General features: G+C 34.4%; 15 protein-coding genes. All 15 read right to left on the minus strand.

What is annotated here, in order from left to right; genetic code table 11:
- Positions 1 to 28 precede the first annotated feature (28 nt).
- The 15 genes from ACFP65_RS11805 to ACFP65_RS11875 all read right to left on the minus strand — a co-directional run bounded on the left by ACFP65_RS11805 (position 29) and on the right by ACFP65_RS11875 (position 14,001).
- Positions 29 to 343, minus strand: a complete 315-nt coding sequence (locus ACFP65_RS11805) for a nucleotide pyrophosphohydrolase (RefSeq protein ID WP_379919038.1) — start codon at positions 341 to 343, stop codon at positions 29 to 31.
- Between the two features lie 119 nt (positions 344 to 462).
- Positions 463 to 1,029, minus strand: a complete 567-nt coding sequence (locus ACFP65_RS11810) for a ReoY family proteolytic degradation factor (RefSeq protein WP_379918848.1) — start codon at positions 1,027 to 1,029, stop codon at positions 463 to 465.
- Positions 1,030 to 1,100: 71 nt separating this feature from the next.
- The gene (locus tag ACFP65_RS11815) at positions 1,101 to 2,366 is read right to left on the minus strand and encodes a tetratricopeptide repeat protein (RefSeq protein WP_379918850.1); all 1,266 of its coding nucleotides are present in this window, start codon (positions 2,364 to 2,366) and stop codon (positions 1,101 to 1,103) included.
- 158 nt (positions 2,367 to 2,524) lie between these two features.
- Positions 2,525 to 3,073, minus strand: a complete 549-nt coding sequence (locus ACFP65_RS11820; RefSeq protein WP_379918852.1) for a hypothetical protein — start codon at positions 3,071 to 3,073, stop codon at positions 2,525 to 2,527.
- Positions 3,063 to 3,611: a PilN domain-containing protein gene (locus ACFP65_RS11825; protein ID WP_379918854.1), complete on the minus strand. Its 549-nt coding sequence runs from the start codon at positions 3,609 to 3,611 to the stop codon at positions 3,063 to 3,065. The genes ACFP65_RS11820 and ACFP65_RS11825 overlap by 11 nt, the downstream gene beginning before the upstream one ends.
- Positions 3,608 to 4,651: a type IV pilus biogenesis protein PilM gene (gene pilM, locus ACFP65_RS11830; RefSeq protein WP_379918856.1), complete on the minus strand. Its 1,044-nt coding sequence runs from the start codon at positions 4,649 to 4,651 to the stop codon at positions 3,608 to 3,610. The genes ACFP65_RS11825 and pilM overlap by 4 nt, the downstream gene beginning before the upstream one ends.
- Before the next feature lie 45 nt (positions 4,652 to 4,696).
- Entirely contained in the window at positions 4,697 to 5,449 is a 753-nt protein-coding gene (locus tag ACFP65_RS11835) for a prepilin peptidase (protein ID WP_379918858.1), read from the minus strand.
- A 56-nt stretch (positions 5,450 to 5,505) separates the two neighbouring features.
- Entirely contained in the window at positions 5,506 to 5,850 is a 345-nt protein-coding gene (locus ACFP65_RS11840) for a prepilin-type N-terminal cleavage/methylation domain-containing protein (protein WP_379918860.1), read from the minus strand.
- 113 nt (positions 5,851 to 5,963) lie between these two features.
- A complete protein-coding gene (locus ACFP65_RS11845; protein WP_379918862.1) occupies positions 5,964 to 7,166 on the minus strand; it encodes a type II secretion system F family protein in 1,203 nt (400 codons plus the stop codon).
- A 24-nt stretch (positions 7,167 to 7,190) separates the two neighbouring features.
- The gene (locus tag ACFP65_RS11850) at positions 7,191 to 8,222 is read right to left on the minus strand and encodes a type IV pilus twitching motility protein PilT (protein ID WP_379918864.1); all 1,032 of its coding nucleotides are present in this window, start codon (positions 8,220 to 8,222) and stop codon (positions 7,191 to 7,193) included.
- 9 nt (positions 8,223 to 8,231) lie between these two features.
- Entirely contained in the window at positions 8,232 to 9,851 is a 1,620-nt protein-coding gene (locus tag ACFP65_RS11855; protein WP_379918866.1) for a GspE/PulE family protein, read from the minus strand.
- A gap of 25 nt (positions 9,852 to 9,876) precedes the next feature.
- The gene (locus ACFP65_RS11860; protein ID WP_379918868.1) at positions 9,877 to 11,391 is read right to left on the minus strand and encodes a DUF7305 domain-containing protein; all 1,515 of its coding nucleotides are present in this window, start codon (positions 11,389 to 11,391) and stop codon (positions 9,877 to 9,879) included.
- A gap of 4 nt (positions 11,392 to 11,395) precedes the next feature.
- Positions 11,396 to 11,827 (minus strand): prepilin-type N-terminal cleavage/methylation domain-containing protein, encoded by a 432-nt coding sequence (locus ACFP65_RS11865; RefSeq protein WP_379918870.1) that lies wholly within the window; start codon positions 11,825 to 11,827, stop codon positions 11,396 to 11,398.
- Entirely contained in the window at positions 11,820 to 12,293 is a 474-nt protein-coding gene (locus ACFP65_RS11870; protein ID WP_379918872.1) for a type IV pilus modification PilV family protein, read from the minus strand. Before ACFP65_RS11870 ends, ACFP65_RS11865 begins: the two co-directional genes overlap by 8 nt.
- Positions 12,250 to 14,001 carry a GGDEF domain-containing protein gene (locus tag ACFP65_RS11875; protein WP_379918874.1) on the minus strand — a complete coding sequence of 584 codons (1,752 nt, stop codon included), beginning with the start codon at positions 13,999 to 14,001 and terminating at the stop codon, positions 12,250 to 12,252. Before ACFP65_RS11875 ends, ACFP65_RS11870 begins: the two co-directional genes overlap by 44 nt.
- Positions 14,002 to 14,315: the final 314 nt, after the last annotated feature.

Consider the following 14,315-nt stretch of genomic DNA (forward strand, 5'->3'; position numbering starts at 1 on the left):
TACAACCATTCTCTCCTTTTTAAACACACTAAATCGATTCGTCATCGATTCGTTCAAAACGATCACGATCTCGGGTGTTGAATTTATTCATCGTCAGCTCGAAAGCTTCTGAAAGATCAATCTCAAGAGAATTTGCCAAAGTGATAATGACAAACAGAACATCACCAAGTTCTTCATCCAGCTTTTTGTCTAATTCTTCTGGTTTTTTCTGCTTTTCTCCATAGTTATGACTGATCTCTCTAGCTAATTCTCCTACCTCTTCTGTAAGTCTTGCTAGTTGCCCAAGCGGTGAAAAGTATCCAGCCTTGAATTGATTTATGTAATCATCTACTTCTTTTTGCATGTCTCTTGTATCTGTCACACCTCATACCACCTTTCAATTCGAAAGAATAGAAAAGTCAAAGAGTACAATCATTTCAAAATGGTTGTACTCTATTGAATTTCTTTAAACAAACAAAATTATCAATACGGTAGTTCATTGCTTAACTTTTCTTCTATTTCTTTAAGTTCTCTTGTTAACATCAAGAATTGTTCTTTTTCATCATTTTCAAGTGCGATATCAATATGATGAATGAGATCATTTCGCTTCTCACTTAATTGAAAATAATCGATTGCTTCGTTAACTTCAAGACTGAGATCATTTGAAATGGAATCGTTCCAGCTAGAAAAAGGATTGTCTTCTAAAACTGCTAAATACTCAGCAGACATCCATGAATCTGAAAACAATAATTCGATATAAAGATCTGTATGCCAGTTCAATCTTACTTCGTGAAACGCTTGTTCTGGGTTATCAAACGAATGACCATCTTTATAAAATTTGAACGCTTCATTTTCTGATCCGACGGCCGCCATTTTAATTCCCCGAGGTGTCTTTTCAGCACGTTCGACAAATTTTGCTTTGTTTAACACAATATCATGATTCAATAGATAATTTAATATCCACATAGATTCTCTGCGCTTCATTTGGTGTCGCTGTAAGAACCATTTCAGAAATTGTTTTTTAGCACTTAACTGTACTCGATTATTCAATTTGACTTCCCTCCTTATAGAACAGACACATTAAATATTCAAGCAGTTCTTCTATTATAGTATAACAAAAATCACTCCGTATCTGTTTGTTCATTGTTTAAGATTTCTTGAATTTCTAAATCGTCACTTTGGAGTTCAAGATAGCGAGTACCAATATTACGGGATTCCGCTAAACGTCCTTCTTCTCTTAAAAAGAAGAAATACTGCTTCATAAATTCAGTATTTGTATCAAAATAAGGATAAGCTTTTTCGAACGCTCTTCCAGCAGCTTCGTATTCTTCTAGTGCATCTTGAGCAGTAGCTAGATTCCAATAAAACTGTGGATCTGCATCTAATTCTGTTAAGGCTTGCTGAATCCACTCAACCGTTTCATCGTATCTTTCCTGATGATTCAAGAAATTTGAATACTGTAAAGAGATTGCTTCATTTTCTGGATCCAATTCCATCGCTAGCTTATAGTATTCTTCTGCTTTATCGGCATTGTTTCGCTTGATCTCGATATCAGCACCAATTAAATAGAGTTGATAATTAGTTTTATCTTGAAGCAGGCCTTCGCTCACAACTTCAGCAGCTTTTTCGATTTGATTCTCTTCATCCAAGCCTTTAGCTAGATAAGGATACACCGATGTGTAAGAATGATCCATTTCTTTTACTTTATGGAATGTTTCATTGGATCGCTGAAATTCTTTGATTTGGAAATAGGTAAATCCTAATTGAAATAACGTATCAATTTGATCATCGACTTCAACAGCTTCTTCAAGATATCCGATTGCGTTCTCCCAGTCACCTAACGCACTGTAAGCACTCCCTAGTCGCGTTACTAAATGAACGCCAGCAAAGGTATCTTCCCCATCTGTCAGTAACTGCTCGTACTCTCTAATCGCTTGAGCATGTTTCCCCATTGTGAAATGCAGTTCTGCTAAAGCAAATAGAATAACGGGTTCATTTTCTAAAATGGACTGGGCTTCTAGTAATTTTTGCTCAGAAACTTCTGGCAAATCTAGTACTTGATAGTAATCAGCGGATACAAGTAAAGCTTGAGGATAAACATCGCTCGTTTTCTCTACAGCCTGCAACCATTCAATGGCTTCTAGTTCCTTACCTTCTTCGATTGCGATTTCTGCTAGATTCACTTTGATTTCATCGTCATCTGACTGATCAAGTAAAAAATGTAAAACTCTTTTTGTTTCTTCTAGAAATCCTAATTGATAAAGAGAATCTGCCAGTTGATAAAGATCATCAATTGAATCATTTTTGAGCGCCTGTTCAAGATTCTGATTTGCTTTTTCTAGTTGTTCGTTCTGTAAAGCATCAATCATTTTTTGAGAGTAAGACATGCTTTCTCCTCCTGAAAATACAATTTTTATGTTCAACATTATAAAGTCTGTTCTTTGAAAATACTCTTCCTATCTTATCATATCCAATACTAAACGTCATGCACTCTTCGTATTTGGATAAAACAAAAACGCCTAAGCTATTAGACGTTTTTAAGAAATTATTCTAAATTACTTGATTGAGTATATGTTGTTAACATTAATGAAGCTTCTTTGCCTTCTTCTTGTTCATAACTAATCGCGGTGATATCTGTCTTTTGAGTCAGTTGATAGATTGCATCAATGAACACTGATAGTTGATTTAAGTTTTCGTAACGAACAGTGAGCTGATAGGGAATCGTTACGATCATTCCGTTGGCTTCTGTTGCTTCGCTTTCTATAGAATCTTCAATACTATTTAAAGACTCAATCGTTAACTGACTACTATCTGCAGCATTTTTAATACTTTCCATCCATTGACTAGGATCAGCATGACTTGGGATAACCGCATTAAGTGATTCGAGTTCTTCCAGTAAAGTGTCTTCAGATCCTTCTATTTCATTCACATCGTTTAAAAGCATTTGTTGATCATTTAAAATTCTATTTGAACTTTCATAAGATTGTTTAGCTGCTTCAATAACAGACTGATTACCAAAATAAAACAATAGCCCTAAAACGATTGTCAATAGACCCAGCAAGAAAATACTTTGTTTATTCCAATTAATTTTCATCCGTACCTTCCTCTCTCAGTAGCGTCTGATCTAGAGAAATACTGATTTCAGAATCAAATAAGGCTATATTGGTTTCGTCCACGGTTAGCGTCAGCAGTTCTGCTGTATGAACATAATCAATGGTATTCAAACTTTCAATCATCTCTGTGATTGCAACATAATCCATGCTATTCAATGCAATCACCAATGTGAAGTTTTCTAAAAGTGTGAATGTTGTAATACGAGACTCGTCTTCAGGCAAGTACGTGTTCAAATCTTCAAACAAGTAAGGCATATTATGCTGGTTGTCTTCTATAGTACTAATCGATTCTTCTAACTGAATTGTTTGTAGATTTAATTGTTCGATCTTTCGAGCCTGCTGAACTTCGCTGACTTGATTTTCAATCGTTCTCATATTGTGTTGATCTTGCAGAGTATAATATCGATTCATAATAAATAAGTAGAGAAACAAGATTGACAATAAAGTGAGAAATGTCGTAACTATGATATATGGTAGACGATTGATTTGTTTTTTCTCAAATAGATTGATATTGATCATCCTGCATCAACCTCCTCTACCGTTTTCTTAAAAGGTTTCTTCAAGAATTTAATTTCTCGTATGGGTTTTCGCTTTTTCTTATATTTTACTGCTGGTTTCTTGATAGTTAGTCCTAATAAAGGCGCAAATTCCTTTGAAAATTCTGAAGGCAATTTTAATTGGGAAAGTGGTATATCAATTCGATTCTTAATCTTCTCGAAAAGATATTCAAAGTCTGGAAAGTCTCCAGTTAGCAATATGCTTGTAATCATCTTCTCTCCATTCATAATGGAGTACTTGTAGAAATCTAGATATCTTTCAATCGAGTTGATCTGTTCTTCAATAACAATATCCAATTCTTCAGGCGTACCTATCCAAACCCAACTGCCATCGGCTTTTTGTTCCCAATTTTGAACGACTCTTTGAAAGTTTGTTTGTCGGTTAAATTGAGGAGTATCTCTATGAAAAACTGTCAGAGAACTATCAAATGGATGCCACTGAATGAGCAGCAAATGATCTTCCTCTGAAATGTCAGAAGCATTAAACTGCTTGAAAACACGATATACAGAGAGATATGAAAAGTCAGCGACTTCAGGATAAAGTTGTAGGGACTCAACTAATTTTTGAAAAGATTGGACCAGTTCATCAGGATAAGCGACCAGTAATAGTTCTTTTGAATCACTTAATTGATTGATCACCTGAAAATCGATTTTTGGCTTATCAATGGGTAGGCGTATTTTACTGTTCAAGTGTAAATATAAATAATCTTTAATTTCAGACTCCTCTAATTGAATGGGCACTTCTTCTTTTCGAATAATTGTAAAATGATCAGGAAGAATAAGGTGAACTTTAGCATTTCTCAGTTTTTTCTCGCGCACAAATAATTCTAACCTTTTTTGCACTAAAGACTCGTTCGTTAATTTCCCTTCTATTAAAACGGGTACATCCATTAATAAAAAATCATGCTCTAAAATATCTTTTTTCTGAGCATCCACAATCATGTATTGAATACTTTTATCTTTAAATAGCAGGAAAAGAGTGTTTTTTTTCTTGAATAACATATTGTTCCTCCATAAGTCTTCTTGTCTACATACAAGTCTTGTTGTCTATAGTAAGGATAAATATAAATCGAGTAATTGATTCCCAAAAAATAATACACTTAGCGCAGCCGCACCAATATAGGGTCCAAAAGGTACTTTTGTTTTTCTCGTAACTTTATTGGTCGCGAGCAATAGCCCATTAATCAAAGCACCATATATCGTCGATAGTAAAAAAAGTAATAAAAATAACTTCCATCCAAAAATAAAACCGAATAAAGTAAAGTATTTCAAATCCCCCATCCCCATTCCGCCTCTAGAAAGGACAATAATGGCCAGTAATAAAGTGAAAGCCATTATTGCTCCAAGAAGTGCAGATAAGAATGTTATAGCTGGTGTGAAGATTTGAATTAGTACGAAAATAGGTAAGAAAAAAAGTAAAATGTGATTTGGAATCTTTTGGTAAGCAATATCCGATACAGTCACAGTAACAATCATTGAAACAAGGACCAAACTAACCATTGTCATCCATGTCCATCCGAACACAATATAGGATAAAGCAAACAATAGACCTGTAGTGAACTCAACGATTGGATATATTGCAGAGATACGATTTCCACATCCCTTACATTTACCTTTCTGAAATAGATAAGAAAGCACAGGAATCAATTCCGACCACCCTAGAGTTCGTTTGCACGTATAACAATAGGATTGCTTTTCTTTAAAAAAAGTCCCTTCTGGAATCCGTAAACCTACTACATTATAAAATGAACCTAAAACAAGACCGTATATGAAAAATAATGTGATTATGAAGGTATTCATTATGTTTCTCCTATGTAGAGAGAAAGAATATTATATTTCTTTCTCTAGTATACTTTTTACTTAATTGAATAAGTTTTTTCTTGATCTTTTGTAGTCACAACAACTGTAACCGAATCTGCTATGGATTTACCATCTTTAGTATCTAAATAACCAGATTTTCTCAGTTCAGCTACACTAACACCTTCTGAACTAATATCGTTCTCAATGTCATATAATCTTGCAGCATCAATAACTAAAGATTGTTCTGCATCAGCAGCTTTAGTTTCAGCATTATCTACTACATTTCCGATTGCTGGTATAGCGATTGCTACAATAATTCCTAAAATCACTAATACTGCAAGTAACTCAACTAATGTAAATCCATTTTCTTTTTTGATCATTTTCTTAATTTGATTTCTCATTATTTTTCTTCCTCCTAATAATTGCGTATGTTATTCAATGGCAGCCAATGTACTTTCTAATATCTATCGATTTTCTATATAGCTATGGCCATTCCCCCTTTCAATTGTAGCCATCAAAATGTCTCAAACAATGAAAACATTGGAATAATAATTGATAGTACAATTGCTCCAACAATTGCTGATAAGAAGACTATTAATATAGGTTCTATCAATGACTGCAACTTGTCAGAAGCCTCTTCCAATTCTCGATCATAAACTTTCGCTACTTTGTGTAGCATTTCATCTAAAGCCCCACTTGACTCACCGACCGTTATCATCTGAGTGATCAAGTTTGGAAACATCCAATGTTGCTTCATTGGCACGGATAAAGATTCTCCTCTTTCGAGTGAATGTTTACTCTCCAACAAGACTTTTTTAACTACTCGATTACTCATAACATTTGAAGTAATATCAACAGCCTCAAGAATGGGAACCGAACTATTCAAGAGAGAACTTAATGTTTGTGTCATCCTAGCTAAAATCGATTTTTGAACAAACATTCCAACCACTGGAACTTTGAGCAAAATACCATCAATAATAAAAGCAGTCGATTCTCTTTTAGTTAACTCTTTAAAGATATAGACGATTAATATTGCTGATAAGATGATGCTCCACCAGTAACGTTGCATAATTTGACTAAGGTTCAAAACAAATTGAGTATAAGCAGGCAATTCTTCTCCAAAACTTAAAAACAAGTCAGCGAATATTGGAACAATAAATACAAGTAGGAATATTGTGATTAGAATCGCCATCGCTCCAACAACAGCTGGATAAGTTAAAGCAGTCGATACTTTTTGTCTCAAGCGATGTTGTTTCTCGTAATAATCAGCCATTCTTTTTAAAACATCATCCAAACGACCACTAGCTTCGCCGGATTGAATCATATTTACGAGCAAATCAGGAAATAATTTTGGATATTTTCTCATAGCTTCAGATAAAGAAATTCCTTCTTTAACTTGAAGCGTAATTTGTTCTAGAGCTTCTTGAAGTGGTTTGTTATCAATCTGCTTTGAAAGGATTTCTAATGCATCCAGTAAAAGAATACCTGAATCAATCAACGTAGAAAATTGTCTAAGAAATAAGACAAAATCTTTAGATTTGATCGGTTTGCCAATATAAATATCTTTATAAAGTGCAGAATTCAGCTCTTTGATACTATAGACAATCAAATTAAGCTGTTCAAGCTCCATTAAAGCCTCTTTTCTATCTTGAGACTCTAATTTCCCTTTAACATATGTTCCGTCGTTTCTTTTCGCCTTGTAAGCATACATTGTCATAAAATCATTCACCTATGAGCTTTCTTAAGTGTTCGAGTAAGGAAGGAGTTCAACTGAATTGATTAGGCCTTCTTGCGACTTTAATTTCATATCCATTTCCATTGTATGCATCCCCTGATCACGAGATGTCTGCAAAGTATTTGGTATTTGATGCATTTTTTCACTTCTGATTAAATTTTTGATTGCTGCATTATTAATGAGCATTTCAGTACAGGCAATTCTACCTGTGCTTCTAGCTTTAGGAAATAATCTTTGTGACAAGATACCAACTAGTATATTCGCTAGTAGCGTACGCACTTGGTCTCTTTGATGTGTTGGAAAGACGTCGATCATACGGTCGATTGTACTTGAAGCATCTTGCGTGTGAAGTGTACCTAAAACTAAGTGGCCAGTTTCTGCCGCTGTGATAGCTGTTGAAATGGTTTCTAAATCTCTAAGTTCCCCGACAAGAATCACATCCGGGTCTTGTCTTAGACTAGCTCTCAAACCATCTTTGAACGACAATGCATCGAATCCTATTTCTCGCTGAACAATGATGGACTGATTGTGAGAATGCAAATATTCTATAGGATCTTCTAAGGTAATGATATGCCGATTCATATTCTGATTCATATAGTCGATCATAGCTGCCAAAGAAGTACTTTTTCCGCTACCTGTTGGACCAGTTACTAAAATGAGTCCGTGAGGCTTTTTTGCAAGTTCTCTTAAAATATTTGGAAGCCCCAACTCGTCAAGTGATGGAATTTCTTTGGAGATGATTCTAAAAGCTATAGAGAGCGCGTTTCTTTGGTAAAAGACATTTACCCGAAATCTTGATATACCATTAATTCCGTAAGATAAGTCTACTTCTCTATTTCTCTGGAGATCTTCCCATAATTTTTCAGTGAGCATTTCTTTGACAATTGCTTCTAAATCATCTGGCATGAGCTTTTCTTCCGTTTTCTGCGGAATCAATCTACCGTCAATACGATAAACCGGCTGAGAACCTGCTGTTAAGTGAATGTCTGAAGCTTCTTTGTAATAAGCTGCTGTTAGTATTCGATGTAAATAATCCATTGTATCCCTCTAATCTAATGTTGCGACTCTTAATACTTCTTCAATAGTTGTAAATCCTTTTTGAACTTTATCTAGCCCGTCATCAATCAAAAATGGAATTTGCTTGTTTTCCATATACTGTTTAATCTTTTGAAGAGAAGCATGGTTCATCATCATTTCTTTCATATGATCATCAATCACAATCAATTCATGAATCGCCATTCGACCCCTGTAACCAGTGAATCTGCATCGATTACACCCTCTTCCCAAACATATTTCGTCGATTTCTCTACCTCTTTTTTGGAAGATTTCTTTTTCAATTTGTGTCGCTGCTCTTGTGTACTGGCAATCTTTACAAACTTTTTTAACTAATCGCTGTGCCATAATTCCTGAGAGCGAAGAAACAACCAAATAAGGTTCTACACCCATATCGAAAAGTCTTGGAATAGCTTCTATTGCACTATTGGTGTGTAATGTACTGAATACAAGGTGACCTGTAAGAGACGCACGGATACTAATATCTGCCGTTTCTCTATCTCTTATTTCTCCGACCATAATAATATTAGGATCCTGTCTTAAGATGGATCTAAGTCCCGTTGCAAAATTTAGGCCGATATTCGCGTTCACTTGTACTTGGTTGATGCCATCTAGTTGATACTCAACTGGGTCTTCTATCGTCAAAATATTGACATGAGCATTATTCAATTCGTTGATAGATCCGTAGAGTGTGGTCGACTTTCCAGATCCGGTAGGTCCGGTAATCAAAACTAAACCAGAAGGTTCTTGAATGATCTTTCTATATTCTTTAAGCGTACCTTCAGTTAAATCTAAATCACTCAATTTCTTGAGGACATTTGTCAAATCAAGTATTCGGATAACGATTTTTTCACCATACACAGTTGGTAATGTCGAGATTCTTAAGTTGATAGACTTTTCCATAATCGTTAAACTGATTCGACCATCTTGAGGAAGTCTACTCTCTGTAATATTCAAACCAGAAAGTATCTTGATTCGAGCCACTAAAGAATTCATAGCAGATTTTGGTAGAGTTCTTTCGTTTCTCAGTACGCCATCTACTCGGTAGCGTACATTCACCAAAGTCTCGGTCTGGTCAAGGTGGATATCAGAAGCATGCATTGTTACACCAGCTTCAAGAATTTGATCTAATATACTGACTGCAGAAGCATTGAATTCTTCTTCGATTAATTCAGAGCTCTCGTCGTAGTCGTATAGATGATTGACGGTTTGTAAAATATCATCTTTAGTTGCAATAACAGGTTGTACACTGAATCCAGTTGAAAGTTCTAGGTCTTCAATCGCATAGAAATCCAGAGGGTCATGCATGGCTACAATCAAGCGATGTGCTTCTTGTTTGATTGGGAGCAGAACATTCTCTCGAGCAAAGTCTTTGGATATAAGATCTATTAGACTAGTATCGATTGGATACTGATACAATGAAATGCTTTCTAGCTTGAGTTGGATTTCAAGTACATCTAGTAACTCTTTCTCAGTAATGTACTCTTGTTCTACTAGTGCATCTCCAAGCTTTTGATTCTTTTTCTTCGATTCAAGGACCTTAACGATTTCTTCCTCAGTAATCAAGTTAGCTTCTTTTAATAGATCACCTAATTTTTTTCTTTGAGTAGCCATCTAGTTTCTTCCTCCTTTTGAAATTCTATTTTTCTATGGATGCGTCGCTTTTTATAAGATCAAAATTTGGTTTATCAGACTGTTTTCTAGAACTAGTATTAAAAATATTTAAATCAACAATTGGTTGTCCAACCTTTATCTCTCCATCTCCGGATGAGATAACTCGTTCCCCAATAACAATGCCCTCTATACTTCCACTTCCTGAAAAGTTAAATTCTGCTAATGGAGCAATTACAGTAGCCTTTGTTTTTGTACCGCCATCATGAGATATGTATCTCCCTCCACTTATCAGTAGTCCATTAATTCCATGAGCTGAATTAACGTTTACGACTGCATTTTTCACAAAAATAGATCCATTGACAATTCCACCATTCATAATAAAATCATCTGTACCAGCATAAAGAATTTTTAATTGATCAGTATTACCCTTTTTATTGAGATTACTATCATTACTTGTGTTGAGATTAAAATTATTTTTTACATAAAAAGTGAGCGAGCCACTACCCTTAATTTCCAAATTACCTCTATTAAAGTTTAAATAATCAACTACAACGATAATGTTTTGACCCAAAGTATCTATTTTAAGCGGAACATCACTATCCACTTTGAATTCGTTAAATGAAACGTTATCAGATAACTCAAATATAAAATCTTTATTATTAAAAATCCAACTATTATAATAGAAAGAGCCTTGATTTATAAACTTATGCTGATTACTTCCATCAGATGATGCTATTGTTTCATCAGGCAACGATTCATACGTTGGTATCTCAGGGAATGTTTTGACGAAATCATAGTATAACTCCCATGGTATATCATTATTTGTTTGCTTGAAAAATGGACCATTTTTTTCTTGAAAAGTAGTATCATCGATAGGAATATTTAGTAGATTATTTCCTGTTTCTAATTTTTTTATGAATGTATAACCTTCTCTAATAGAAGCGCCTCCATCCATATAGATTGATTTATTTTCTAAAGAATCAAAATGTACATCTCCTATAATCTTTCCACTACCAGTCAATTCAATTTTATTTTTCACTATTGCCGCTGCATTATCAGGTAATGCAGGCAATACTCCAACTTGATTCTTTTCTGTATAACCAACAGTGAAATCTTTAGAGATTATTCTTTTGGAGTCTCCGACTTGGCCTTCGGAAGTCAGTGCGTATGTCCTCGGATTTCCTGATGAAACTTTTTGAATCGTTACGTTTGAAGAAGGATTCTTTCCAAATTGAGCATCATACCCATCGGAGTTTTCACCTTCCAATTTTTTGAATGACTGTTCAATTAAAGCATAAAAAGTATCTTGATTTGTATCCATGTCATATGTAGTTTTGACAACAGACTCAACGATTTCATATTTTTCATTTAAATCAGCTTCTGCAATATAATAAGCCGATACTGAATCTCTATTATTAGCGGTCAATCGGTAACTTCCAAGGCTTACAGTGGCCAGTGCTGCTGCTAAAACGGCGAGCACCATTAAGACCATTAATGTCAAAACTAATCCTGATCCTTGTTCATCTTTAAATTTAGACACTGAGTCACCTCCTGAAATAGATTATAGTAGAGATTTCTTCAATTGGACGATTTTTTTCTGAAAGACTTTCTATTTTTAATTCAATACTTTCTTCTGTTAAGGAAACGTCGAAACTAGCAATTTGATCACTCATGATTCCACCGTTTTTTCTCAAAGTATTTCCTTCTATTGAATAAACATTTTCACCAACGCGTAACTGACTATCATAAGAAATTGCTGAAGGAACAGTTTGTCGAACATCCTTTTCAATGGATGAAAGTGCAAATCGGATATCACTAATTTGAGATACTTGATCTGCTTGTTGAGAGAATTGCTTCTGACCAAACAAATGTATCGATCCAGCAAGTACAACCACCACGGAAAGTAGTGCGAGCGTTGCAAGTAATTCTATTAATGTAAACCCATCTTGAGAACACACTTTTTTTAGTTTACTCATCTAACTGACCTACTTTGAAAGGTATTTTATTCTCAAGCTGGATCACTTTTTTACCGTCTTTTGATCCTTCTAAAATGAACCTTATAAGATTTGGTTGTTTTGAAGTTTTAGAATCAGGAAGAGTCATTTCTAACAAGTAGGATATACCATCTTCTTGATAAGTGTACGATTTTTCCAACCCATTACTATTTGTAGATTGGGCTTTGGTTGCTAATTCCAAAACGGTTTCCGCAATGGTCAAAGTCTCGGATAAATGATAGAGATATTCCATTTGCTTTTGCCCAGAATAAGTTGCTGCGGTTACTTGTTCGGAAGATTGAGTCGCTTTCGAAGACTGTATAAAGAATGTCAAAAAAGAGGTGACCACTAAAGCTAGAATAGCGATTGAGGCTATTAATTCAACCAACGTAGCACCCGCTTGATCATGATAAAAGCGTTTCAGACTCCAGTATCTTTTCAGGACCATCTTGTTCTCCTCCAAATATCGATGCGACTCTGTTTCTTCCTCTTTGTTTTGAACCGACAAACATTGCTCTATCCGCAAGTGTCACTAAGTCCTTCACTCTACTACATTGATCTGGATAAGTAGCTAAGCCAATACTGGCAGTAATGTTTACAGTAACCAGTTCTCTTTTAGATAGATAGTTGTGCGTATTAAAGTTTGTTTCTTCAATCTTTTCTCTAATTTTTTCAGCAAGGATCCGTGTTTCATCGGCTGTCTTATCAGGTATAAAGAAAATAAATTCTTCGCCACCGTATCGAGCTAGTCGCTCATCTTCATATACAAAAGTACTTAATAAAATGGAAACTTGCTTAAGGAGTTCATTACCTGCTTGATGGCCATAAGTATCATTAACTCTCTTAAAATAATCCAAATCAATGATGATAATGGAAAATCGGCGCTCTGTATTCATTGTCGTAAACTGTTTCAATTCATTCTCAAAGGCTCTGAGGTTTGTCAATCCAGTCAAATGGTCTGTACGACTATTAAATTGTAACTTTTCAAAATTAAAGGCATTCTCTAAAGCAATATTCAAGTAACTATGAAGAACTCTAATAGATGAAACCACATCTATATCTTTGTAAGCATCTCTTTTAGGATCAATCATCATTAAGAAACCAACAATTTTCTCTGCTCTAGTTACAGGCAAAACCAGAACACTTTCAGGCTTCTCGCTTAAAGGGAAATCCATAGCCCATTCATTGGAAGAATTGAAGACCATCATTCTGTTCGTTGACCAGGATGCTTTGATGATATCTGGACAAATTAGATACTCAGAATCTACCTGATGAATCTCTTTAGTATCCACTTCATAATCATAAATTTTAGTAATCTTCATATTTTCTGATGCTTCGAAATAACTGATTTTCTGTGCAGTAAAAATAACTGCCCAAGACTTTATATAATTACTTAATATTTCTTTTTGAGAATATTTCCCTGTTAACTCTAGCGCCAAGTTGTTGATTTCAGACAAGTGTTTGTTTTTAGCTTTAATATTAAAATAAACTTTTAGGATTATAGTAAGTGTGATCAATGGTAAAGAGGCTATAAAAACTCCAACGTGAGTATACAATTCTTCCAAATAAACTAACATGATAGCAATCGGTATAACATAAAAAATCGATAGTAATGAAAATTTCAATTCACTATCAATAATTATAATATTCTCTTTGCAATACCAATACTTGTCCAAGAAATAAATCAATATTCTATTCAGGAGTATATAAAACACTAGATACGTCGTTAAAGATAATAAGTTGAACCTTAAGTTAAAAACTGAAGGTAATACTGGGTCTACAATGTAATAAACAATTCCAGAGGAGACCGAAACGATCTGAAATAACATTAGATTCAAAGGTATTTTAAAAAAATTTTGTTTATTAAGACCCATTTTTGCTAGAACAACAATTAAAGCACTGGATGCCAATAACATTTCAGCGAAAATTCCGTAAGAAAGGAACATGGCCATCCCTACTGCATTGATCATAAGAATTGTTGTGCCTTTAATATTCAAAGGAAATAACGCGATAATGATACTTAATAGTAGATATACATAAAACGTACTATCTGAAAATTCATTAATATTAGTTAGGTTAAACGTAATGACAAACAGAGTCGGATAAAGAATAAACCATACCATCCATGTGAAGATTTGTTTTTTTTCCGACAGCATTTCATTACCTCATTTCTATGTTAGGAATTTATTAGCAGTTTCTTTTTCTTAATAATCTTATCTTTATTAAATTATCATGTCAATAAGATAAATTTGAGTTTAAATGCACAGTTAATAAGCTCACAGTGACAAGGCATCTAGTGTAGATGTTAATATACTAACATTGATCCGTATAACGCTAAGGCAGTTAATGTAGTGATAAAATAGTCCTATCAATTGATTGAGTCTAATTTGTGAATTTCAAACTATTTACTGTCATATTTACTATCAAAAAAACTCTACCGTAATTCCAAGATTAAAAATCTTTGGTATTA

The sequence above is a fragment of the Marinilactibacillus sp. GCM10026970 genome (assembly GCF_042660675.1).
GTDB lineage: Bacteria > Bacillota > Bacilli > Lactobacillales > Carnobacteriaceae_A > Marinilactibacillus.

Bases quoted from the DNA above. Each gene is read 5' to 3' on its own strand.
- ACFP65_RS11805 (WP_379919038.1), bottom strand. From the start codon at position 343: ATGCAAAAAGAAGTAGATGATTACATAAATCAATTCAAGGCTGGATAC.
- ACFP65_RS11815 (WP_379918850.1), bottom strand. From the start codon at position 2,366: ATGTCTTACTCTCAAAAAATGATTGATGCTTTACAGAACGAACAACTA.
- ACFP65_RS11820 (WP_379918852.1), bottom strand. From the start codon at position 3,073: ATGAAAATTAATTGGAATAAACAAAGTATTTTCTTGCTGGGTCTATTG.
- ACFP65_RS11825 (WP_379918854.1), bottom strand. From the start codon at position 3,611: ATGATCAATATCAATCTATTTGAGAAAAAACAAATCAATCGTCTACCA.
- pilM (WP_379918856.1), bottom strand. From the start codon at position 4,651: ATGTTATTCAAGAAAAAAAACACTCTTTTCCTGCTATTTAAAGATAAA.
- ACFP65_RS11835 (WP_379918858.1), bottom strand. From the start codon at position 5,449: ATGAATACCTTCATAATCACATTATTTTTCATATACGGTCTTGTTTTA.
- ACFP65_RS11840 (WP_379918860.1), bottom strand. From the start codon at position 5,850: ATGAGAAATCAAATTAAGAAAATGATCAAAAAAGAAAATGGATTTACA.
- ACFP65_RS11845 (WP_379918862.1), bottom strand. From the start codon at position 7,166: ATGACAATGTATGCTTACAAGGCGAAAAGAAACGACGGAACATATGTT.
- ACFP65_RS11850 (WP_379918864.1), bottom strand. From the start codon at position 8,222: ATGGATTATTTACATCGAATACTAACAGCAGCTTATTACAAAGAAGCT.
- ACFP65_RS11855 (WP_379918866.1), bottom strand. From the start codon at position 9,851: ATGGCTACTCAAAGAAAAAAATTAGGTGATCTATTAAAAGAAGCTAAC.
- ACFP65_RS11865 (WP_379918870.1), bottom strand. From the start codon at position 11,827: ATGAGTAAACTAAAAAAAGTGTGTTCTCAAGATGGGTTTACATTAATA.
- ACFP65_RS11870 (WP_379918872.1), bottom strand. From the start codon at position 12,293: ATGGTCCTGAAAAGATACTGGAGTCTGAAACGCTTTTATCATGATCAA.
- ACFP65_RS11875 (WP_379918874.1), bottom strand. From the start codon at position 14,001: ATGCTGTCGGAAAAAAAACAAATCTTCACATGGATGGTATGGTTTATT.